The 21,119-nt window shown below is 34.4% G+C and carries 15 protein-coding genes and 1 rRNA gene; all 16 read right to left on the bottom strand.

Annotated features, from left to right (window positions below):
* Positions 1 to 381: 381 nt before the first annotated feature.
* The 16 genes from fsa to rrf all read right to left on the bottom strand — a co-directional run bounded on the left by fsa (position 382) and on the right by rrf (position 21,111).
* Positions 382 to 1,038 carry a fructose-6-phosphate aldolase gene (gene fsa / locus NCC77_RS07865; RefSeq protein WP_250835081.1) on the bottom strand — a complete coding sequence of 219 codons (657 nt, stop codon included), beginning with the start codon at positions 1,036 to 1,038 and terminating at the stop codon, positions 382 to 384.
* Between the two features lie 558 nt (positions 1,039 to 1,596).
* Positions 1,597 to 2,922 (bottom strand): xylose isomerase, encoded by a 1,326-nt coding sequence (gene xylA, locus NCC77_RS07860; protein ID WP_250835080.1) that lies wholly within the window; start codon positions 2,920 to 2,922, stop codon positions 1,597 to 1,599.
* A 9-nt stretch (positions 2,923 to 2,931) separates the two neighbouring features.
* The gene (locus NCC77_RS07855; RefSeq protein ID WP_250835079.1) at positions 2,932 to 4,413 is read right to left on the bottom strand and encodes a xylulokinase; all 1,482 of its coding nucleotides are present in this window, start codon (positions 4,411 to 4,413) and stop codon (positions 2,932 to 2,934) included.
* Between the two features lie 2 nt (positions 4,414 to 4,415).
* Entirely contained in the window at positions 4,416 to 5,423 is a 1,008-nt protein-coding gene (locus NCC77_RS07850) for a GntR family transcriptional regulator (RefSeq protein WP_250835078.1), read from the bottom strand.
* Positions 5,424 to 5,806: 383 nt separating this feature from the next.
* Entirely contained in the window at positions 5,807 to 6,838 is a 1,032-nt protein-coding gene (locus tag NCC77_RS07845; protein WP_250835077.1) for a glycoside hydrolase family 43 protein, read from the bottom strand.
* A 20-nt stretch (positions 6,839 to 6,858) separates the two neighbouring features.
* Positions 6,859 to 8,292: an MFS transporter gene (locus NCC77_RS07840; protein WP_250835076.1), complete on the bottom strand. Its 1,434-nt coding sequence runs from the start codon at positions 8,290 to 8,292 to the stop codon at positions 6,859 to 6,861.
* A 260-nt stretch (positions 8,293 to 8,552) separates the two neighbouring features.
* Positions 8,553 to 9,662, bottom strand: a complete 1,110-nt coding sequence (locus NCC77_RS07835) for an endo-1,4-beta-xylanase (RefSeq protein ID WP_250835075.1) — start codon at positions 9,660 to 9,662, stop codon at positions 8,553 to 8,555.
* A gap of 75 nt (positions 9,663 to 9,737) precedes the next feature.
* Positions 9,738 to 12,338 (bottom strand): glycosyl hydrolase 115 family protein, encoded by a 2,601-nt coding sequence (locus NCC77_RS07830; protein WP_250835074.1) that lies wholly within the window; start codon positions 12,336 to 12,338, stop codon positions 9,738 to 9,740.
* Positions 12,339 to 12,465: 127 nt separating this feature from the next.
* On the bottom strand, positions 12,466 to 13,629 hold the full coding sequence (uxuA, locus tag NCC77_RS07825) for a mannonate dehydratase (RefSeq protein WP_250836250.1): 1,164 nt from the start codon (positions 13,627 to 13,629) through the stop codon (positions 12,466 to 12,468).
* Between the two features lie 113 nt (positions 13,630 to 13,742).
* Positions 13,743 to 14,480 carry an SDR family NAD(P)-dependent oxidoreductase gene (locus NCC77_RS07820; protein WP_250835073.1) on the bottom strand — a complete coding sequence of 246 codons (738 nt, stop codon included), beginning with the start codon at positions 14,478 to 14,480 and terminating at the stop codon, positions 13,743 to 13,745.
* A 169-nt stretch (positions 14,481 to 14,649) separates the two neighbouring features.
* Positions 14,650 to 16,803: an alpha-glucuronidase family glycosyl hydrolase gene (locus tag NCC77_RS07815; protein WP_250835072.1), complete on the bottom strand. Its 2,154-nt coding sequence runs from the start codon at positions 16,801 to 16,803 to the stop codon at positions 14,650 to 14,652.
* A gap of 298 nt (positions 16,804 to 17,101) precedes the next feature.
* Entirely contained in the window at positions 17,102 to 17,644 is a 543-nt protein-coding gene (locus NCC77_RS07810) for a YbhB/YbcL family Raf kinase inhibitor-like protein (protein ID WP_250835071.1), read from the bottom strand.
* An 86-nt stretch (positions 17,645 to 17,730) separates the two neighbouring features.
* Positions 17,731 to 18,567 carry a helix-turn-helix domain-containing protein gene (locus NCC77_RS07805; RefSeq protein WP_250835070.1) on the bottom strand — a complete coding sequence of 279 codons (837 nt, stop codon included), beginning with the start codon at positions 18,565 to 18,567 and terminating at the stop codon, positions 17,731 to 17,733.
* 60 nt (positions 18,568 to 18,627) lie between these two features.
* Positions 18,628 to 19,659, bottom strand: a complete 1,032-nt coding sequence (locus NCC77_RS07800) for a LacI family DNA-binding transcriptional regulator (protein ID WP_250835069.1) — start codon at positions 19,657 to 19,659, stop codon at positions 18,628 to 18,630.
* A 274-nt stretch (positions 19,660 to 19,933) separates the two neighbouring features.
* Positions 19,934 to 20,380: a PepSY-like domain-containing protein gene (locus tag NCC77_RS07795; protein ID WP_250835068.1), complete on the bottom strand. Its 447-nt coding sequence runs from the start codon at positions 20,378 to 20,380 to the stop codon at positions 19,934 to 19,936.
* Between the two features lie 621 nt (positions 20,381 to 21,001).
* Positions 21,002 to 21,111 (bottom strand): 5S ribosomal RNA (gene rrf / locus NCC77_RS07790).
* Positions 21,112 to 21,119 lie beyond the last annotated feature (8 nt).

The following is a 21,119-nucleotide window of genomic DNA, read 5'->3' as shown; positions in this document are numbered from 1 at the left end:
ATTATCTGTATTAATAATTAAAAAATATTAAGCAATCATCAAAACAAGCATTTAATATTACGAAAACGTTAGAGATAATAAATCATTTGATTCAAAATCTTAAAAAAAATATAAAATGTTAAAAAACGAGATTTTTTCAAAAAAAACTAAAACGTTGTAGTAACTGTCTAAAAATTCATCATAAATTAAATCTTTCGCTATGCCTTATAAAAGCTGGCTTAAGAAATCTTATAAACTAAAAACCAATACACTGCTATTAAAATATTACAATTCTTACAAAACTTAAAGAGAGACAATCGGTTGCTTTTATTTCATAAAAAAAACTCCCTTCCAAATAACTGAAAGAGAGTTTTAAAACTATAAAAAAGTAAATGAAAAAGGCTATAAATTCATCTTTTTCGCGTCTTCTACAAATTGCTTTAATCCGATATCGGTTAAAGGATGTTTTAGAAGACCTTTTATCGCAGAAAGCGGTCCAGTCATTACATCTGATCCAATTTTGGCACAATTGATAATATGCATGGTATGTCGCACAGAAGCCGACAAGATTTGAGTTTGATAATTATAGTTGTCGTATATTTCTCTGATTTCAGCAATCAAATGCATTCCATCAGTAGAAACATCATCTAATCTTCCTAAAAATGGCGAAACATAAGTAGCTCCTGCTTTAGCAGCAAGCAAAGCCTGACCCGCCGAAAATACTAAAGTAACATTGGTGCGAATTCCTTTCGAAGAAAAATATTTGCAGGCCTTTACACCATCGCCAATCATAGGGAGTTTCACTACAATCTGAGGATGTAAAGCTGCTAGCTCTTCTCCTTCTTTTACCATTCCTTCAAATTCAGTCGAGATTACCTCAGCCGAAACATCGCCGTCGACGATGTTACAAATATCAAGATAATGTTTCAGGATATTTTCTTTTCCTGTAATGCCTTCTTTTGCCATTAAAGACGGATTGGTGGTTACACCGTCTAAAACACCTAAAGCCTGCGCTTCTTCAATGTCTTGAAGATTGGCGGTGTCAATAAAAAATTTCATAAGTTTTTTGGTTTGATTAGTTGCTTTTAAAAACTGATTTATCATCTACTAAAACATACAGTTTGTCATTTCGACGAAGGAGAAATCTCCATAAGTAGCTCCGCACTGAGAATCAATCTTTGTCGAGTTTCTTGCGAAGATTTCTCCTTCGTCGAAATGACAAAATTGCTTATATTTCTTTGTGTAAGTAAGCTAATAACGCACTGCAGTGCATCTAAATTCTAGTGAAAAATGTGCATTTCGATTGATTTTGCTCTTCAAAAAACCTTCAATAAAAAATACTCACTATTTTATCAAACTGACCTTTTATTCGTTTCGATTTTCAAAAAATAGTAACTAAACCTTCAATCTATTTTTCTTAAATCTCAATGTAAAAAAGCCATAATCTTAATGCACATTTTCGAAGTTTCTATCTAAAAAACATTTTTAAATATTTTTAACGCTTTATAGCTATCATATTCAAAAATTTAAATTTTCTTAGATTTTTGTCTCACTAAGTTTTATAAGAAACCTAACAGGTTTTTAGAACCTGTTAGGTTTGCTGTAGAAGTTTACCAATTAAATGTATTGGTTAATGATATTTTCAAACAATTCTTGTTTACCGCTTTGAAGATTTAATTCTCCATTTTCGTGAGCGATAGTATAAAGATCTTTAAGGTTTAATTTTCCGTCAGCAAAATCTTTTCCTTTTCCAGAATCAAAAGAGCTGTATCTTTCTGTTCTTAATTTCTCGTAAGGAGAAGAAGTGATGATTCTATCTGCAGTCAATAAAGCTCTTGCAAAAGTATCAGCTCCGCCAATGTGCGCTAAGAAAACATCTTCTAAATCTGTAGAGTTTCTTCTAATTTTAGCATCGAAGTTAACTCCACCACCTTGCAATCCGCCAGCTTTTAAGAAAACTAACATTGCCTCAGTTGTTTCCTGAATGTTGTTTGGGAACTGGTCTGTATCCCATCCGTTTTGGTAATCACCTCTGTTCGCATCAATGCTTCCTAACATTCCCGCTTTTGCCGCAACTTCTAGTTCGTGTTGGAAAGTATGCTGTGCCAATGTAGCGTGGTTTACTTCGATATTGATTTTGAAATCTTTATCTAAACCATAATTTTTCAAGAATCCGATTGCTGTAGCCGAGTCAAAATCGTATTGGTGTTTAGATGGCTCCATTGGTTTTGGCTCAATGAAGAAAGTTCCTTTAAAACCTTGAGATCTTGCATAGTCTCTAGACATTGCTAAGAATTGTGCCATGTGGTCTAATTCTCTTCCCATATCTGTATTTAGTAAAGACATATAACCTTCTCTACCTCCCCAGAACACGTAGTTTTCTCCACCTAAAGCAATTGTTGCATCCAAAGCCAATTTTACTTGTCCACCAGCTCTTGCTACTACATTAAAATCAGGATTTGTAGCCGCTCCGTTCATGAATCTTGGATTAGAGAAACAGTTTGAAGTTCCCCAAAGCAATTTAATTCCAGAATCTGCTTTTTTCTGTTTTAAATAATCTGTAATAAAAGCCAAACGTTTTTCTGATTCTGCGAAAGTTGCTCCTTCAGCAATTAAATCGTAATCGTGGAAACAGAAATAATCAAATCCCATTTTGCTGATAAATTCGAAAGCAGCGTCTGCCTTATCTTTTGCAGCCTGATACGGATCTGACGAAGCATCCCAAGCAAATTGCTGTGTTCCTGGTCCGAATGGATCGCTACCTTGTCCACAGAAAGTATGCCAATAAGCGATGGCAAATTTAAAGTGCTCACGCATTGTTTTTCCAGCTACAACTTGGTCTGGATTGTAATATTTAAATGCCAACGGATTATCAGATTCTTTCCCTTCAAATTTAATTTGGCCAATACCTTTGTAGTATTCTTTATCTCCTAAAACTATCATTTGATTTTTTTATTTATTTGTTAATATTAATTCTAATTCTTGTTTCCATTTTTTATAAGCCGTTTCGTATTCCTCTTTATTTTTTAGAGGCAAAAAGGTCATTACGTGGTCGTTTGTTGTAATTCCCGAACCAAATTTTTCAAAGTCACCATCTGTCAAGCCTACTGCTCTCGCCGCTCCTACTGCTCCGGTTGTATTGTAAATTTCTATTTCATGTCCAATTAATGTTGCAACTGTATTAGAGAAAATTTCGGAACGGAATAAATTATCATTTCCCGCTCTAATCACATTAATTGTGGCATTATCATCTTTCAAGCATTCCATTCCATACACAAAAGAAAACGCAATTGCTTCCAAAGATGCTCTGAATAAATGCGCATTGGTATGAATATTAAAATTCAGGTTTAAAATATGAGATCCAATATTTTTATTATTGAACATTCTTTCAGCACCATTTCCAAACGGAATAACAACCAATCCTTGCGAACCTACATTTATCTGAGATGCTTTTTCATTCATTTCTTCATAGGATTCATTTCCGATATTGTTTCGCATCCATCTGTATTGGATTCCTGCTCCGTTTATATTCAGCAATTTTCCAACTCTCGGATTTGATTCAGCATAATTCACATGAACGAAGTTGTTTACACGAGTACTTTTTCCTGAATTTGTTTCTGTCACAGCATAGAAAACGCCTGATGTACCACCTGTTGCAGCAACTTCTCCCGGACGAAGCACATTTAATGACAAAGCATTATTTGGCTGATCTCCTGCTCTATACACAATCGGAATTCCAGCTGGAAGACCTGATTCAGCGGAAGCTTTTTCAGTAACAACACCTTGATTCGTAAAGTTTTCTACGATTTTTGGAGTTAATGATTGTTCGATTCCGTAGTAATCCAAAAGCCACTCGGCTACTTTATTTTCTTTATAATCCCAAAGCATTCCTTCAGACAAACCGTTTTTGGTTGTCGTTACTTCGCCTGTCAGTTTCAAAGCGATGTAATCTCCCGGAAGCATATATTTAGCAATTTTATTGTAAACTTCAGGTTCATTTTCTTTAACCCATTTCAGTTTTGAAGCCGTAAAATTTCCTGGCGAATTCAATAAATGCGACATGCATTTTTCTTCTCCAATTTCGGCGAAAGCGGTATTACCAATCTCAACCGCACGGCTGTCGCACCAAATAATTGAATTTCTAAGGGCATTTCCAGATTCATCCACAATCACCAATCCATGCATTTGGTACGAAATACCAATTCCCTGAATTTTCGATGCGTCGATATTAGCCTCTTTAATCGCTCTTTTAGTTGCTGTACAAATGTGCTGCCACCAAATTTCAGGATCCTGTTCTGCCCAGTCTGGGTGAATCGAAAGGATTTCCATTTCGTTTTGCGGTTCATTCAAAACGATTACTTTTTTGCCCGTTTCTGCTTCTACCAAGGCTGCCTTGACAGAAGAACTTCCAATATCATATCCGATATAATACATACTTACAATGATTCTCTTATTATTAATTTTGTCGGCACATAACACTGAGTATCTTCGTCATGCGTAATAAATGCCGCTGCTTTGGTTCCCATTTCTTTAAAATCAGTTGAAACAACCGAAATTCCTTTATATATAAATTTCTTCATCGGGGTTTCGTTGTATGACAAAAATCCAACGTCTTTCCCTGGTTCAAAATCATTTTCTTTGCATTGTTCCAAAAAGTGACCTAAAATCCTATCGCTTACGCTGATATAAGCAATCCCTTTTTCGATGCTGAATCTCTTTGGATCTGTAATTACCTCATATTCAAAACCAAAATCGGCACAGAATTTCTTAAAAAACTCCACCGTTTCCCACGGATGATTGGTAAAATCTGGATACACAAATTGTATCTTTTTGTACTTTTTAAACAAATCAACTGCCTCTCTCAATGATTCATAAAACGCCTTTCCAAAATCCTGAAAAACATAATTACTCGTTTTATCAGCTCTGATGTTCCAATCAATCAAAAGCAACTTATCTTTTGAAATCGCTGATAATGCTGGAGCAATAGCCGCGTGATCAAAATTCATCACCACATATTTGTAATACTTCCCAATTCCGTTATTAATAATGGTTTTAAAAACATCAATATTATAATGATGAAACTGCACATCAATAATCACATTATCAGGCAGATTATTCACAACCGAATGATATAAAACCTCTTTATAAGCCTTAAACGTATCTAAAACCAAAAGCACTTTTCTCGTTTCTCCTGCTACATAATAGCCTTTGTTTGGGACAGAATCAATTACTTTTTGGTCTTTCAGAATAGAATACGCCTTAAAAACCGTATCCCTAGAAAGCTGATAGGTCTTACAGATCACATTCACAGACGGAAGCAAATCTCCCTTTTGCAAAATGTTCTCCGCAATTGCATTCGTAATTCCGTCAACCAATTGCTGATACTTCGGAATATCACTTTCGTGATTCATTATAAACTCAAATTTTTCTTCTTCTTTTAGCATACCGTTCTGTTCCGTTCTGTTATGCTAAAGTAGCTAAAAAACTTTTATAAAAAATTATTTTTCACATGAAATATGTTATTTTTTTTAAGCTCTTTTTTGTTCTAATAATTTGGGCGTGTCCCGCCGAAAAAGGCGGGTCGGGCTATTCGTTGCAAGTCCTCGCACTTCCTTCGTCAGGCTGCGGGCTTTCCACTGCTATCCCTCACGTGAAAAGGCTTCAGAAAACATTTTCATAATAACGGCTGTCATTGCGAGGAACGAATCAACCTCACTACAATTTGATTCAGCAAATGTGATTGCGTCGTTCCTCGATGACAAAAAAAGCAAAAATCCAAACAACACAACCGATTGTAATTTTTATTAAATTTTTTTAGACAAAAATCTTAATCAATTAATCTTCTTATTCCGTAAGGATCAATCGTAATAATCGAACCATCTTCCAGATAATCTATTTTGGTTACTTTCATGCTACGCAAATGCGTTACACCTTTTGACAAACTCGAATCGTGATAAAACAAATACCACTCACCTTCTACCTCACAAATCGAATGATGCGATGTCCAACCCACAACAGGATTTAAAATTCTTCCCTGATAGGTAAATGGTCCATAAGGATTATCTCCAATAGCATAACAGATAAAATGGGTGTCTCCTGTTGAATATGAGAAATAATATTTTCCGTTGTATTTATGAACCCAAGAAGCTTCAAAAAAACGACGGGCATTATCACCTGCCAAAATCTCATTTCCGTTTTCATCCAAAATTTTAATCTCTTTTGGTTCTTCAGCAAATTCGAGCATATCGTCTCGCAACAAAGCGACTATTGGCCCGAGAGCTTTTTCACCCGACAAAGGTTCTTCGTTATTCTTATCGTATTGATTATTACGGTATTTTTGAAGCTGTCCTCCCCAGATTCCGCCAAAATAAATATAATGTTTTCCTCCGTCTTCAAAAACGGCCGGGTCAATACTATAACTTCCTTTAATCGCTTCTTTTTCGGGAACAAAAGGCCCAACTGGCGAATCTGAAATGGCAACGCCAATCTGAAAAATTCCGTTGGCACGCTTAGCAGGGAAATACAAATAGTACTTTCCGTTTTTATGCGCTGCGTCAGGTGCCCACATTTGTTTTTCGGCCCAGGCAACATCATCTACATGCAATGCAACGCCATTATCAACTACTTCTGACGAAATATCTTCCATCGAAAAAACATGATAATCTTCCATTCCAAAATGATCGCCATTATCATTAAACGGAATTCCGGCATCAATATCATGAGATGGGTAAATGTAAATTTTTCCGTTAAATACATGTGCCGAAGGATCGGCTGTGTACATATGGGATACTAAAGGCTTTGAAATCGCCAAGTCATTAATTTCTTCAAAATTAATGTGTTCAATGCTATCTTCAGGCATACTATATTTTGTTTAAATAATTAAGCTCTTCTTTCTTTTAATTCGGTTTCAATCTGTACTTCCATTTCTTTATTGATTTTATAGAAAAACAACAATCCTGCTCCAATTAAAAAAGGGATTGCAGGGAAAATACTCACTAGTAATTTGATTCCGTTTATGGCTGTTTGAGACTGTTCTGGTGCATTTGGAATATAGTGAAAATAACCTAAAAATAAAGTAGTTAAAGCACCTCCCACGCTCAGTCCTGTTTTTAATCCAACCATCATTGCAGAGAATATAATCGCAGTTGCACGGCGGTTATTTAACCATTCTGAATAATCGGCCACATCGGCAATCATTGCCCAAAGAATTGGGATCGTTATTCCATAGAAAAATCCGTGTAAAATCTGAGAGAAAAACATCAGACTAATTGATGTTGGAGGATAAAAATAGAATGCTATAATGAACAAAGTCGAAATGAATAAAAATACGCCGAAAACATTTCGTTTTCCATATTTGTCTGCGAGATTTTTGGACAAGGTAATACCAACAATCATAAAGATAATTCCACCTGCATTGAATAAACCAAATCCTGCTGAAACAGGATCATTCCCAAAATGATTCAATCCGATATTCGATAAAGTATCTAAAATAGGCTGAATAAAAATGGCTAACTGCTCCTTATCAACATAATTCTCAAAATAATATACATACGAACCGCCTTTCATCGCCAAAGTCACAAAAACCAAAGTCGTGAGCGAAAGCATAATTATCCAAGGTCTATTTTTGATTAAATCGCTTAAATCTTCTTTTACACTTGACTTTTGTTCTGGTTTCGGAATGATTCTTTCTTTGGTCGTTAAAAACGTAATTAGAAGCATAATCGTTCCTATAATAGCCAATGCAGTCATTACTTTTTCGATTCCAATTGCTTTATCACCGTTTCCAGCACTTTTGATAATGCCAAGCATGAAAACCTGAACGAAAAACTGAGCAAACATCACCGCAACAAAACGATACGACGACATACTGTTTCTTTCTTTCATATCGCCCGTAATTACACCGCTCAAAGCAGAATAAGGAAGATTGTTTCCAGCATAAAAAAGCAATAATAAAGTATAGGTTACAACAGCATAAATTACCTTCCCTTTATAGGAGAAATCAGGAGTTGAAAAGGCTAATAACGCCACTACTCCAAGCGGAATGGCCGTTATTAAAATCCAAGGTCTAAATTTTCCCCATTTGGTACTGGTTCTGTCTGCCAAAACCCCAATGATCGGATTAAAAATAAAAGCTGCAATTAATCCAACAATCAGCATAATGATCGAAGAATCTGTTGGTGATAATCCGTAAATGTCGGTGTAGAAATAGGCCAAATATGTCATCAAAGTTTGAAAAACGAGATTAGCAGCAAGATCTCCTAAGCTGTATCCAATTTTTTCTTTGATGGATAGTTTTTGTGAAATGTTAGTCATTAGTGGGTTTTGTGGTTAGTTAGTTCTTTTCCTGAAAGGTTTACAAGACCTTTTAGGTTTCCCTTAATTCAAATTGCTTTTCAAGCATACCTACAAGGTTTTAGAAACCTAGTAGGATAACGAATAATAATTTAAACAATCGGTTGTGTAAAATTAGACAAAAAAACATATTATGCAAATTTAGTTTACTTTATTTAAGTTATTTTTCATCTCACAACCGATTGTTAATCATTTTTTCAAAACTTATGCTTTTTTAGCATTTATTCTTTAGTTTCTTTCAACTTTAAAATACTATCATAAGCTGGTTTATGTTGCAAGTTTTTATCAAAAGGTAATGGATAATTGGTTCTTCCTTTAATTGGCCAATCGTTTAGCCAAGATTGCCCGTCATGAACGCCCCAAAACGTAACTCTGCTAATTTTATCTTTATGTTTTAAAAATAGTTTAAAAATCGATGCATAACGCTCTGCTAATTGTGTTTGAACTGAATCGGGTAATTTTTCTGGATATGGATTCATTTTAGGATTTCCTTCGAATTTCTGATTTACATCAGCGCCTTTCAAATCCCACGGATTTGGTAAAACGGTAATATCCAATTCTGTAAAAGCCACTTTGATTCCTAAAGCCGAATATTCCAAAATACTTTTCTCAATTTCTTCAATGGATGGACTTTGCAATCTCCAATGTCCTTGAATACCTACTCCATCCACTTTTCCGCCTTCAGCTTTTATTTTTTTGATTAATGCAATTGCTCCAGCTCTTTTTGCGGGTTCTTCGATATTATAATCGTTATAATATAACTCCGCTTTTGGGTCTGCTTTTTCTGCGAGTTTGAAAGCGTCAACTAAGTATTTTTCGCCAAGCGTATTCAAAAAAACGGATTTTCGTAAAGTTCCATCTTCGTTTAATGCTTCATTTACCACATCCCATGACTTGATTCTTCCCTTATATTTGGAAACTATTGTCGTGATATGCTCTTTCATAAAGGCCTTCATTTCGGTACTGTCGGCAATTTTTTCCATCCAAGGGGCCAATTGACTGTGCCAAATCAAGGTATGTCCATGAATAAACATTTTATTCTTTTGTCCATACGCCACAAATTTATCTGACAAAGTAAAATCATATTTATCTTTCTGTGGATGCGTGTACATGGATTTCATGATATTTTCTGCTGTAATCGCATTAAATTCTTTTTTAATCAAAGAATCTACTTTTTTGTCTTTTTGTTCAATTTGGTCAGCGCTTAAAGCTGTTCCAATATAGAAATCATCTTTGTAAGCATCTTTTAACGAAGCAGTTTCTTTTTGCGATGTACAGCTAACAGCCAGCAAAGTCGTGACGGCAACTAAACAAGGTTTAATAAATTTCATATCTTTTGGTTTAAATAGTTAATTGTTTTTTATTCATTTAGTTTTGTCATTAAGAGAAATGACAAACTTTGCGTATCATTCTTTCCTAAAACTTTCTGGCGGTCCCAAATACGACTCCAAAACTTTTCCTGCTTCCGTTTCTATTACAATTTTCTGAAGCACCAAAGCTGGATCAATGGCATAAAATTTCAAAACATGATTTCCTGATTTTTCGATTTCATGAGTTGAGGTTATTATCTTAATATTATTGGCCACCGATTCTGCCCAAGCTTTCTCTGAAGAATCTGCGTTGAGGTTCATGATTTGCGGTTTTTCATCATCAAAGCCAATTCCGTATTTTAATCCGTCGCCTATTTTAAAATTGATTGTCGGTGAAAAATACGCTTTTACTTTTATTTTTCCTTTACTGAAAAAATGAACATTATATTCTAATCTTGGTGATTGTTCTGAAATTCCAATTGGATGAATATTTGAAGGCTTTATTGTTATTCCAGAATTCGTTTTACCAAGATTTGGAATTATAGTCCATTTTACTGAATCAGAATTGATCGCTTTAGAATAATTTTTACTTTCTATTGAAATGTAACCGTCATTTTCAACAAAACCTAAAATATTATCTAGATTTTTATTTATTGATGTCTCCACTTTCGATGAATTATCCTTAGTAGAAATTCTCGCTTTAGCATTATGGGGAATTTCGATTGTTCTTGTTTTCGGAATCACATTTTTATCTGGCTGCTGCCAATTATCATAACCTATATGTGTTTGTGACATCATATGATTCCATTTGCCATTTGCCAATTGAGTGTGATAATAATTAGTAAGCTCCGCATCTTTTTCAAATAACTCCTTTACTTTTTCAGCATATTCATTTGCAATGGCTTTGCCTTGATCTGCATACAAATGATTTTTAGCTGTTGCAACATACATTTCATTTAAATTTGCACTTGCCAAAACAGGAAATAAAACGAGCTGATAAAAAGAATCCTTATATTCTGGTTTTAATTTTTCGTTTATCGAAATGGCTTTTTCAACCAATTTCTGATACTCCGCCACAATTCGGTCTGCTTCATTATAATTGATAACACTAAACGTTTTGGCATCTAATAATTCGGGTTTTCTTCTTGAATTATATTTGGTGTATAATTTCAAAATGGTCGCAATTTCTTCTGCAAATTGATTGTCAAAATTCTCTTTTGCCCAATTCACATAATAATGTAAATTTCCTGCATTAAACTTTTCAGGATTCCACGCCATATCTAAGAAAAACTCAATCGGAAACTCCATTGGTTTAATGTCTCCAACATTTACAATCCAGATTTTATCGACCCCATATTGGTACGCCAAATCCATCTGTTCCCAAGTTCGCTCGATTTGATTGGTGTTAATCCATTTGTAATTTCGTGGCCCGCCCACATAATCATAATGATAATAAATGCCATAACCGCCCTTTCTTGGTTTTGCGTCGAGTTCAGGAAGTTTTCGAATATTTCCCCAGTTATCATCGCACAATAAAAGGGTTACGTCGTCCGGAACGGTCATTCCTTTGTCATAATAATCCTGAACTTCTTTGTAAAGCGCCCACATTTGAGGTGTTGCTTCGGCAGGTTTTTTGGTTACTTCTGCAATAATATTTCTTTGAGTTTTTACAATATTTTCTAATAATTCAATCGCAGTTCCTTCCGTCATGGGTTCGTCACCGTCGCCACGCATTCCCACCGTAACAATAGTTTCTTTATTTCCCATTCGCCTGATTCCGTCTTTCCAAAATTTAATTAGGGCTTCTGAATTGGTATTAAAATCCCATTTCCCGTTAGATTTTCCCCATTCAGCATGCGCTCTTGTTAACGGCTCATGATGCGAAGTTCCCATTACAATTCCATATTCATCGGCCAAAACAGCATTCTGAGGATCTTCAACATAAAACATTCTTCCCCACATCGCCGGCCATAAATAGTTGCCTTTCATTCGCAGAATTAATTCAAAAACCTTATCGTAGAATTTCGAATTGAATCCGCCAAATTTCTCAAATGCCCAACCTGACAAAGCAGGAGCTTCATCGTTTATAAAAATTCCTCTGTATTTTACTTTTGGTTCTCCCTGAGAATGAGTTCCGGGTAAAACATGCAATTCCAATTGTTTTTTCACAGGAACATCTGCCCAATAATACCAAGGCGAAATACCAATTTGATTCGATAAATCGTAGATTCCGTAAATCGTTCCCCGTTTATCTGAACCTGCAATTACCAACGCTTTTTTAATTCCTTTAAACGGATTTTCAACAATTTGGGTTGTAAATTTTTCCCATTTTCCCTGAAGTTCTATGGTAGTAATTTTTCCTTGTTTAGCTAATTGATTAATGATTTTACTTTTTCCTAATGTCCCAATAATGACAACAAAATCTTCTGCTTCAGCAATCTTTTTAATTCTTTTCGGATGTAAATCTGAAACTTGAAAAATATCATTTTCTAAATGTGCTGCTACTTTTAAAACTCCCACATAATCTTTATCATCAACTAAAATCGAAGCTGTTTTTCCTTTACTTACTAAAGGAAAGTTTCTAGCAGAAGCCTGATTGACCACATATTTCTCTGGATTTATGGCATACGAATTTGTACTTAATCCGATTAGGAAAAGTAGTAAAACTAGATATGAAGTTTTAATTTTAAAAAACATAAAGTCACAAACTTTTTTATTTAATCTCGCAAAGTCGCTGAGTCGCTAAGATTTTTTACTTCTTTTAGAACTTAAAAACTTTGCGTCTTTGCGAGAAACTATCAACGTAAAAACTTAGAAACTTTGACTACAAACCCAATTTATAAGCAATTCCCATTTCCAGACCTCTCAACTCAGCCAAACCTTTTAATCTTCCTGTTAAAGAATAACCAGGATAAGTTTCTGTCGCTTCATCAACTCGATGAAGAAAACCATGATCAGGGCGTATTGGCAGACTTACTTTGGTTTTGTTCATTAACAACAATAATTTCTCAACGATGGCTTCCATTTTAACATCCCCATTTAAATGTTCCGATTCTCTAAAAATGGTTTCGCTTTCGCGGATGGTATTTCTCAGATGCAAAAAATGAATTCTATCTCCATGATCGTCTATAATTTTCTCTAGATTATTTTTTGGATCGGCACTTAATGATCCTGTGCAATAGCATAATCCGTTTGCTATTGACGGAACGGCACTGAAAATCGCTTTCAAGTCGGCTTCTGTTGAAACAATTCTTGGAAGTCCTAAAACCGAAAATGGCGGATCGTCGGGATGAATCGCTAATTTTTGTTCGTTTTTTTCCGCAATCGGCGTTACTTCTGATAAAAAATAAATCAGGTTTTCTCTTAATTTTTGATTATCAACTTCAGCATAATTCTCTAAAAGAGACAAAATCTGTTCTGCCGTAAAATGAATTTTACTTCCCGGTAATCCTAATAAGACATTTTTAAACAGCAATGCTTTTTCATCTTCAGACAGTAGATTTCCAAACAGCAATGCTTTTTCCTTTTCAATCTCTGAATAATCATTTTCTGAGTTTGGCCTTTTTAAAAGAAAAACATCAAAATAAGTAAATGCATCCTGATTGTAGAGTAAAGCTTTGCTTCCTTCTTCGTTGATAAAATTATGATTGGTTCTTACCCAATCCAAAATCGGCATGAAATTGTAGGTAATGATTTTGATTCCGCATTCGGCCAGATTCTGCAAGCTGATTTTATAATTTTCAATGTATTGCAGATAATTTCCAGAAGCTCGTTTGATTTCTTCATGAACAGGAAGACTTTCAACCACAGCCCATTCCAAACCAGCATTTCTAATCATCTGCTGTCTTTCGTGAATATCTTGAACAGACCAAATTTCTCCAACAGGAATTTGATGCAATGCGGTTACAATTCCAGTTGCGCCAGCTTGTTTAATGTCGATTAGTTTTACGTTGTCCTGAGGTCCGAACCAACGCATAGTTTGCTGCATTTTTATCATACTTCTTTTTTTATGCCACGAAGGCGCTAAGTCGCAAAGTTTTATTTTAAAATACTTTGAAGAGAAAAACTTTGTACCTTAGAGACTTTGTGGCATCTTCACAATTAAAACCCAATACTATTCCCTCCATCAACTGGCAGTACTGTACCAGTAGTATATTTTGATTCGCTTAAAGCGAAATAATAAACCGCATCTGCAATGTCTGATGGTTCTCCTAAATACCCCATTGGCGTTCTTCCTAACACTTTATTTTTTCTTTCAGGGTCATTATCAAGTGCTGCTGACGACATTTTGGTTTTAATAAATCCTGGAGCAATACAATTTACACGAATTCCTATAGGGGCCAATTCTGTTGACATTGCACGAGTCATTGACTCAATTGCACCTTTACTTGCCGAATATGCAATTACTTTTGGAATTCCGTACTGAGATGCCATCGAACTGATATTGATAATGCTTCCGCCTCCCTTTACTTTCATATTTTTTACCACTTCTCGACTAACAGCAAAAACGCTTAAAAGATTGGTATGGATAATCGAAAGAAAATCTTCGTCGGATACCTCTGGAATTTCTTTTTTCATATTGATTCCAGCGTTATTTACTAAAATATCAATTGCATTTTCTTTTGTAATACTTTCAATCATCGCAGGAATACCTTTCAAATCGTTTAAATCGAAAATTACTGGAATAGCATTTTTTCCAATTTCTCTACAGGCATCTTCTGTTTTATCTTTTGTTCTTCCAATGATGTAGGTTGTAATTCCGTTGTCACATAATTTCTTTGCTGTTGCAAATCCTAAACCCGAATTTCCTCCAGTTACAATTGCTGTTTTTTTACTCATAATTTTAAAAATATATTTTTGGTATTTGGTACGTGGATGACTCGGATTCGCTATCGCAAAAACGCTGATTTACATGGATTTTTTTCTTTTTCAATTGGAAAAATCCGTTTTTTTCCGTGTCTTCGTGATAGCGAATCTGTTTTATCCGCGTTATAATTATTCCTTTTATTTAACCATTCCCCGGCGCAAAAGGAAATTTTAATGATTTAAAATACTCCAAAGTCTGTGTTGGCCTTTCAACTCCATCAGGAAGTTCTTTTCCCGAAAACTGCTGAAAGTACAGCAAACATGCATCACGCCACCATTTTGCTTCTTTATACTGAATTTCCAACAACATTTCAACTTCATTAAAACGTTCGCTGTCCATATATTTTTCAGTTTTCTTCCAGACATTCTGCATTGCAGCAACCTGATTTACACCTTCCTGATATTTTAATGCCAGACCATTCCAAAGCGTCAGACCGTTTTTCAGTTTATAATCCCACGAAACATGATGAAACCACAAAAGATCTTTTTCTGGACAGGTTTCTAGATTATCAAAAAGATTTCCAACTTCTGGCGCATATTGCGAGACGGCATTTGTTCCTGATTTTGATCGATCAAAACCCACTCCATTTTTATCTGCCTTATGATAATATGTCGGATTCCATTCTGGTCTTGACAAATTCGAAACCCAAGGTCCTGGCCCATAATGATGTCCAGTATCCATAATATGATGCAAACCCAGCGGAGTCATATAATTAACAACCGCTTCACGCGATTCGATCATCATATTTTTTATTGGTTTAATGAAATTTTCGTCATTAGAAAAAGTACTTCTTAGCCATTCATCAGCAATGGTTTCAGAATCTAGATAAGGATTCCAAGCCAATCTTCCGAAACCATACCAATTCGCCTGTGCAAAAGGATGTCCTGTCCAGTTTAAATCGTTCCCTATATTGGCAACGCCAGCAATTCCTGTTAATTTATTTGGGTATAAAGTGCCGTCAACAACTTTAGCAACAGTTGAACCTTTTCCTTTTTGATAGGTATCGGACTCTAAAACTTCTTGAAATAATTTTGGCAGAAAAACCAAATGCGTGCTGAAGCCTAAATATTCCTGCGTGATTTGAAACTCCATCATTAAAGGAGTTTTCGGCATAGCTCCGAATAACGGATGAAAAGGTTCTCGTGGCTGAAAATCAATTGCTCCATTTTTGACCTGAACAATTACATTTTTTTTGAATTTTCCGTCATAAGGCTGAAATTCGGCGTAAGCCTGTTTAGCACGATCATTCGCATCATGTTCTGAATATACAAACGCCCGCCACATAATTATTCCCCCAAAAGGGGCAACGGCATCAGCCAGCATATTCGCACCATCAACATGGTCTCGTCCGTAATTTTGCGGCCCAGGCTGACCTTCTGAATTCGCTTTTACCAAAAATCCGCCAAAATCTGGAATTCGTTTATAGATTTCAGCCGACTTATTTTTCCACCAATTAATAACTTCAGGATCTTTTGGATCGGCAGTTTTTAGGTTTCCAATTTCGATTGGTGCTGAAAATCTTGCGGTTAAATAGACTTTTATTCCGTAAGGTCTAAAAACATTGGCTAAGGCTTCTACTTTTTGTAAATACTGCGGAGTTAGAATTAAAGCGTTTGCGTTTACATTGGTCAAAACCGTTCCGTTAATCCCAATTGAGGCATTCGCTCTAGCGTAATCAATATAGCGCTGATCGATAAAATCAGGAAGTTTCTGCCAGTTCCAAAGCGAAAATCCGGCGTAGCCTCTTTCAACTGTTCGGTCTAAATTATCCCAATGGTTTAGAATTCTGACATTAGTTTTAGGAGAATCGACGATATTTAAATTTTTAACCGATTTATCAGTTTGTAAAATTCTTAAGAAATTAAAAACTCCGTATAAAACTGCAACGTCATTTTTTCCTGTAATAATGATTTGCTTTTTGTTTTTAAAAGAAATGGATTTGATGATAAAACCTTCCTCATTTATTGTATCAAAATCAAATTTCAATTCATTTTTTAGTTCTTTATTCAAATTCGATTCTGAACCAACTATAAGATTATTTTCTCCTTTTATATCTGATTTGATTTCGGGAATATTTCCCAACATATCTGAAAATCCTGTTTTAATTTCTTTCTCAGCAATTTTAATAGTTTCGGAATTTCCTAAAACAACAATGCGTCTAAGATTGCTTTTGTATTCTGAAGCCATTACAGAATTGCTAACGGCATTATATTGAAGCCACAATTTATAATCCTTTTGTGCCAAAGCCGAAAAGGAAATCAAGAGAAACAGGAAAAGAAATCGTAGTAAAGCCATGGTTTTAATTTATTCTTTATAATTTCATTTTAACAACATCAATATTTCACAAGCAATTAAAAGTATTTGATAAAAATTTAATCTAAAAAATACATTATCTTAAATAAAACAAGTAATGCAATCGGTTGCGTAAAAATATAAGATTGTTGTTTAAGAAAAAAATTTTAAGTTGCTTTTTTTTCAAAAAAAAATATTTCCATAACAAATAAAAGCAGGATAATTATAAAAACTATCCTGCCTATAGTGTGATAAAATTCAAGAATTAAAACTCTTCGTTACTTCTTATTCTTTTTTAGTATTATCTTTTGTAGTAAGCAATAATACTGGCTTTTGCCAAAGTCTGGCTCCAAAGGTTAAACCCTACTACTGCTGGATTTGTGTTTTCATCTGTTCCCAATTTATCGGATTTTAATGCATAAACGGTGATGATATATTGATGATATCCGTGACCAACCGGCGGACAAGGCCCTCCAAATCCTTTAATCCCATAATCGGTAACACTTTGGATCGCTCCTTTTGGAACAAGATTTTTAGTTCCTGCATTGGTTACCAATTCATTTACATTTGCTGGAATATCCACTACAACCCAATGCCAGAATCCACTTCCCGTAGGCGCATCAGGATCATACATGGTTATAGCAAAACTTTTGGTTCCTTTTGGAGCATTTTTCCATGATAACTGTGGGGACTGGTTTTCGCCTGAACATCCAAATCCGTTGAATTCCTGAATTTTAGTAGTTTCTCCTCCTAAATCCGTACTAGTTAATGTAAACGTTTTTTGTGCAAAAATAGATGTCGAGAAAATTGCTGACATCGCCAAAATTAAACTTAGCTTTTTCATTTTATCTGTTTTAAAATTTTAAGCAAAGTTAGATTTGGAACAGCTTAATAAGTTTAGGCAAAGGCTCAAAAACTGTTGCTAAAAGCTCAAATCGTTTTATGATGTTTGGGTGTTACACCATATTTGATTTTATATGCCTGACTGAAGCTTGAAAGGTTTTCGTAGCCGGCTTCAAAAAAAACTTCAGAAGGGCTTTTTTCTTGACTTAGCAAATAATGGGCATGTTCTAATCTTTTATTTTGAAACCATTTTATAGGTGATTCTGAATAGTATTTTTCGAATTCTCTTTTAAAAGTAGAAACACTCATATTGCATAAAAATGCCAATTCTTTTAAAGTTAGTTTGCTTAAATGACTATTTTCGATAGTCCGAATGAATTTTTGTGCAGCATCATCGCTGTTTGTGATTAAGGAATAAAGAAAATCTGTTCCGTATTTATCTGTCAAATAAAGCATAATTTCTTCAAACTTCACTTCTAATAATTTTGACTGAACTGCTTTTGAAAGATTAGAAATATCGGCTAAACTTTCTACAAAACGTTTCAGAAAATCATCATAATCAAACGCATAAACTGATTTTAGTTCAATTGCTTCAGATCTTTCAGATTCCATTTTTCTAATGAAATTATGAAGCATTTCATTAGAAAAAAACAAAAGAACACTTTTATAAAGAGACGTTTCAGAAATTCTTTTTTCTGTCATTAAACAATTTCCAGATCTCATTACAATAAATTTCGAAGGCGTTATAGACAATGCTTCATTATTAAAAATGACTTCTTTTGTGCCTTCAATCAAAAAACTGATGATATTTTTATTTAAAATAATCTGCTGTTTCGAAACGTCTTTAGAACTGCTATAACCAACAACATGAACTTGTTGTGATTTTTCTAAATTCATCTCGTCTGGAAGTGTAATTGTTTTCATAAAAATTATGGCTTATCAAACTAATCATAAACCTTTATTATGTATAAAATGCTTTTGATTTTATTTTTGCGTCGATTCTCTTGCCAATACTTCCGTATTTAAGAATGTAATTTCTTTGGCATCATCATCATTTTTAGATGATTTCAAATTCTTTATAATAATATCAGCTGCTGCTTTTCCCATCTTTTCGGCAGGATGCGTAATAGTGGATAAATTCGGATCTATAATCTGCGAAATCGGGTCGTTGTTAAAACCAATTACTTTAAATTCTTCTGGTACTTTAATTCCACGTTTTTTAGCAGTTTGAACAGCACTTACTGCCAAAATATCCCCAGGTGCAAATAAACCATCTGGAATTGGTTTTAAATCGAATAAAGCATTACTGGCTTTTACTCCGTCTTCATAAGTAACAGAATTTAGATTAATAATCAATTCTTCTTCTACTTCAATATTATGATCTTTTAAGGCTTCTATGTACCCTCTTTTTCTTTCGTTGTACAAATTTCCCAATTCTGAGCCAGCCGTTAAATGCGCAATACGAATACATCCTTGCTCAATAAGATGTTTGGTAGCTTTGTAACCTGCTGTATAATTATCAATTACAACTCTAAAAGTATTATAATCTTTTGGAACCCTATCAACAAAAACCAATGGAATATTATTGTTAGAAAACTGATGAAAATGTGCTGTATTTCTAGTTTCCATTGCAAGCGAACAAATTACTCCACTCACACGATTGGAGTACAAAGATTTAGCCATATTAACTTCTTCTTCATACGAATCATGCGACTGCATAATGATTACAGTATAATCTGATTTTTGAGCTGTAATTTCTATACCGCTGATTAATGATGACAAAAAGGGCTGTGTAACGGTGGGAATTAAAACACCAATGGTTCTAGTTTTATTTCCACGCAAACCTGCTGCTAAAGTATTGGGAACAAATCCCATTTCTTCAGCGGTTTTTTTCACCTTTTTAATTGTCTTATCACTTATGGTGTGATGATCTTTTAAAGCTCGTGAAATAGTAGATGTTGCCAGATTAAGTCTCTCGGCAATATCGTAGATCGTTACATGTTTATTTTCTTCCATGAAATAAAAAATAAAGATGTAAATATAAACTATTTTCGTTCAAGATGTTCTATCGTAAAAATTGACATTAAATAAAAAAAACGGTACGAAAAGCAATAGCAAACTTATTCATTTTAATAAATAAGCCACAGAGTGACAGGATACTTATAAAATACGCTACCATAAATTACGCATTTCCTAAGCTAATATCTTCCAATATAATGTCTACTATATATTTTCTTTCACACAAACATTTGACAAAAAACTTTCAAATAGTATCTCTCTTTTAAAACTATTACTTTTTTACATCATTCTTTTTGTCTTTTAAAATTTTACCATCTTTGGTAAATTCTAGATCGATTTTGTTTGTCAAATCGACATCAAGGTCTTTGTGCCCATAGTCGATGTGCGTTATTTTTTCATTCGGATGATTCTTGGCTACATAAGCTTTAATATTATCTGGAATAAAATCAGTAGGAATTGGATTGTCTCCACCATCAACTTCACGGTACGAACCGTCTTTCCAAAATTCCACTTCTGTTCCATCTTTGAGTTTTACTTCATAACCTTTTTCTCCATGTTCAGGATCCTTCTGCACATTTTCTATTAAAGCATGACTAAAATGCTTCTTTAAAAATTCCTGAGCTGGTTTTGGCAATTCGGTTACTTCAATTTTCTTCTGTGCACTGGCCGAGATTGTTACGATTAACAATGCTATGGCCATAAATAGCCTCATTTTCATAATTCATTTATTTAAGTATAGCATTACTAATTTACTACTTCAAAAAATGCATTCAAATGATTTTAAGAAACTTTTAATTTTTTCAACTATTTCAACCATTTGATTTACAATCACTTTAAATCGCATTTCTGTCTAAAATATATGGCAACTTTGCCTAAAAAATTTATTTTAAATAATAAAAAAGTCTTTGCTAACAAAATCTTCGTCACTTAAATAAGACCAAAAAAGATTAGCTCTTTATGATTTGTATAATAAATAAAAAGAGAAAAAGGTACACCAAAATGCACATTTAATATCAAAAGCAGACAATCACTCTATTACAAGCATAAATCTTCTTCTTTCTTATTATTTTAACGAAAGAGCCATAATTCTCTTTCATTTATCGCATAAATCATATTTTTAAATACAACTCGTTTACATTGCCACTTTAATTTTATTTTTTTTTCATCTAAACATTTCAAAAAACCAAACCCTTTAAAAAGCAGAAAATCCCTGCCGAGGGATCGGGAGGGATTCTTAAAGGAAAGGCGGCGGCTCCCGATAAGCATGGGAGTCCCGCACAGTTTCCCTATTTTCCTAAAAACAAAAAAACCTATCCGATTTGGATAGGGTTTTTCAAAAGAAAGGCGACGACATACTCTCCCACAAAACTGCAGTACCATCTGCGCAGGCGGGCTTAACTTCTCTGTTCGGGATGGGAAGAGGTGAGCCCCGCCGCAATAACCACCTTAAGAAGTTA

Origin of the sequence: Flavobacterium tyrosinilyticum, from assembly GCF_023656565.1 — a bacterium.
Taxonomy (GTDB): domain Bacteria; phylum Bacteroidota; class Bacteroidia; order Flavobacteriales; family Flavobacteriaceae; genus Flavobacterium; species Flavobacterium tyrosinilyticum.
The sequence above is the reverse complement of the archived record's forward strand: the minus strand, read 5'-3'. Positions and strand labels throughout refer to the sequence as shown.

Bases quoted from the DNA above. Each gene is read 5' to 3' on its own strand.
- NCC77_RS07850 (WP_250835078.1), bottom strand. From the start codon at position 5,423: ATGCTAAAAGAAGAAGAAAAATTTGAGTTTATAATGAATCACGAAAGT.
- NCC77_RS07815 (WP_250835072.1), bottom strand. From the start codon at position 16,803: ATGGCTTTACTACGATTTCTTTTCCTGTTTCTCTTGATTTCCTTTTCG.
- NCC77_RS07820 (WP_250835073.1), bottom strand. From the start codon at position 14,480: ATGAGTAAAAAAACAGCAATTGTAACTGGAGGAAATTCGGGTTTAGGA.
- uxuA (WP_250836250.1), bottom strand. From the start codon at position 13,629: ATGCAGCAAACTATGCGTTGGTTCGGACCTCAGGACAACGTAAAACTA.
- fsa (WP_250835081.1), bottom strand. From the start codon at position 1,038: ATGAAATTTTTTATTGACACCGCCAATCTTCAAGACATTGAAGAAGCG.
- NCC77_RS07800 (WP_250835069.1), bottom strand. From the start codon at position 19,659: ATGGAAGAAAATAAACATGTAACGATCTACGATATTGCCGAGAGACTT.
- NCC77_RS07810 (WP_250835071.1), bottom strand. From the start codon at position 17,644: ATGAAAAAGCTAAGTTTAATTTTGGCGATGTCAGCAATTTTCTCGACA.
- NCC77_RS07835 (WP_250835075.1), bottom strand. From the start codon at position 9,662: ATGAAATTTATTAAACCTTGTTTAGTTGCCGTCACGACTTTGCTGGCT.
- NCC77_RS07855 (WP_250835079.1), bottom strand. From the start codon at position 4,413: ATGTATTATATCGGATATGATATTGGAAGTTCTTCTGTCAAGGCAGCC.
- NCC77_RS07805 (WP_250835070.1), bottom strand. From the start codon at position 18,567: ATGAAAACAATTACACTTCCAGACGAGATGAATTTAGAAAAATCACAA.
- NCC77_RS07840 (WP_250835076.1), bottom strand. From the start codon at position 8,292: ATGACTAACATTTCACAAAAACTATCCATCAAAGAAAAAATTGGATAC.
- NCC77_RS07795 (WP_250835068.1), bottom strand. From the start codon at position 20,380: ATGAAAATGAGGCTATTTATGGCCATAGCATTGTTAATCGTAACAATC.
- xylA (WP_250835080.1), bottom strand. From the start codon at position 2,922: ATGATAGTTTTAGGAGATAAAGAATACTACAAAGGTATTGGCCAAATT.
- NCC77_RS07845 (WP_250835077.1), bottom strand. From the start codon at position 6,838: ATGCCTGAAGATAGCATTGAACACATTAATTTTGAAGAAATTAATGAC.
- NCC77_RS07830 (WP_250835074.1), bottom strand. From the start codon at position 12,338: ATGTTTTTTAAAATTAAAACTTCATATCTAGTTTTACTACTTTTCCTA.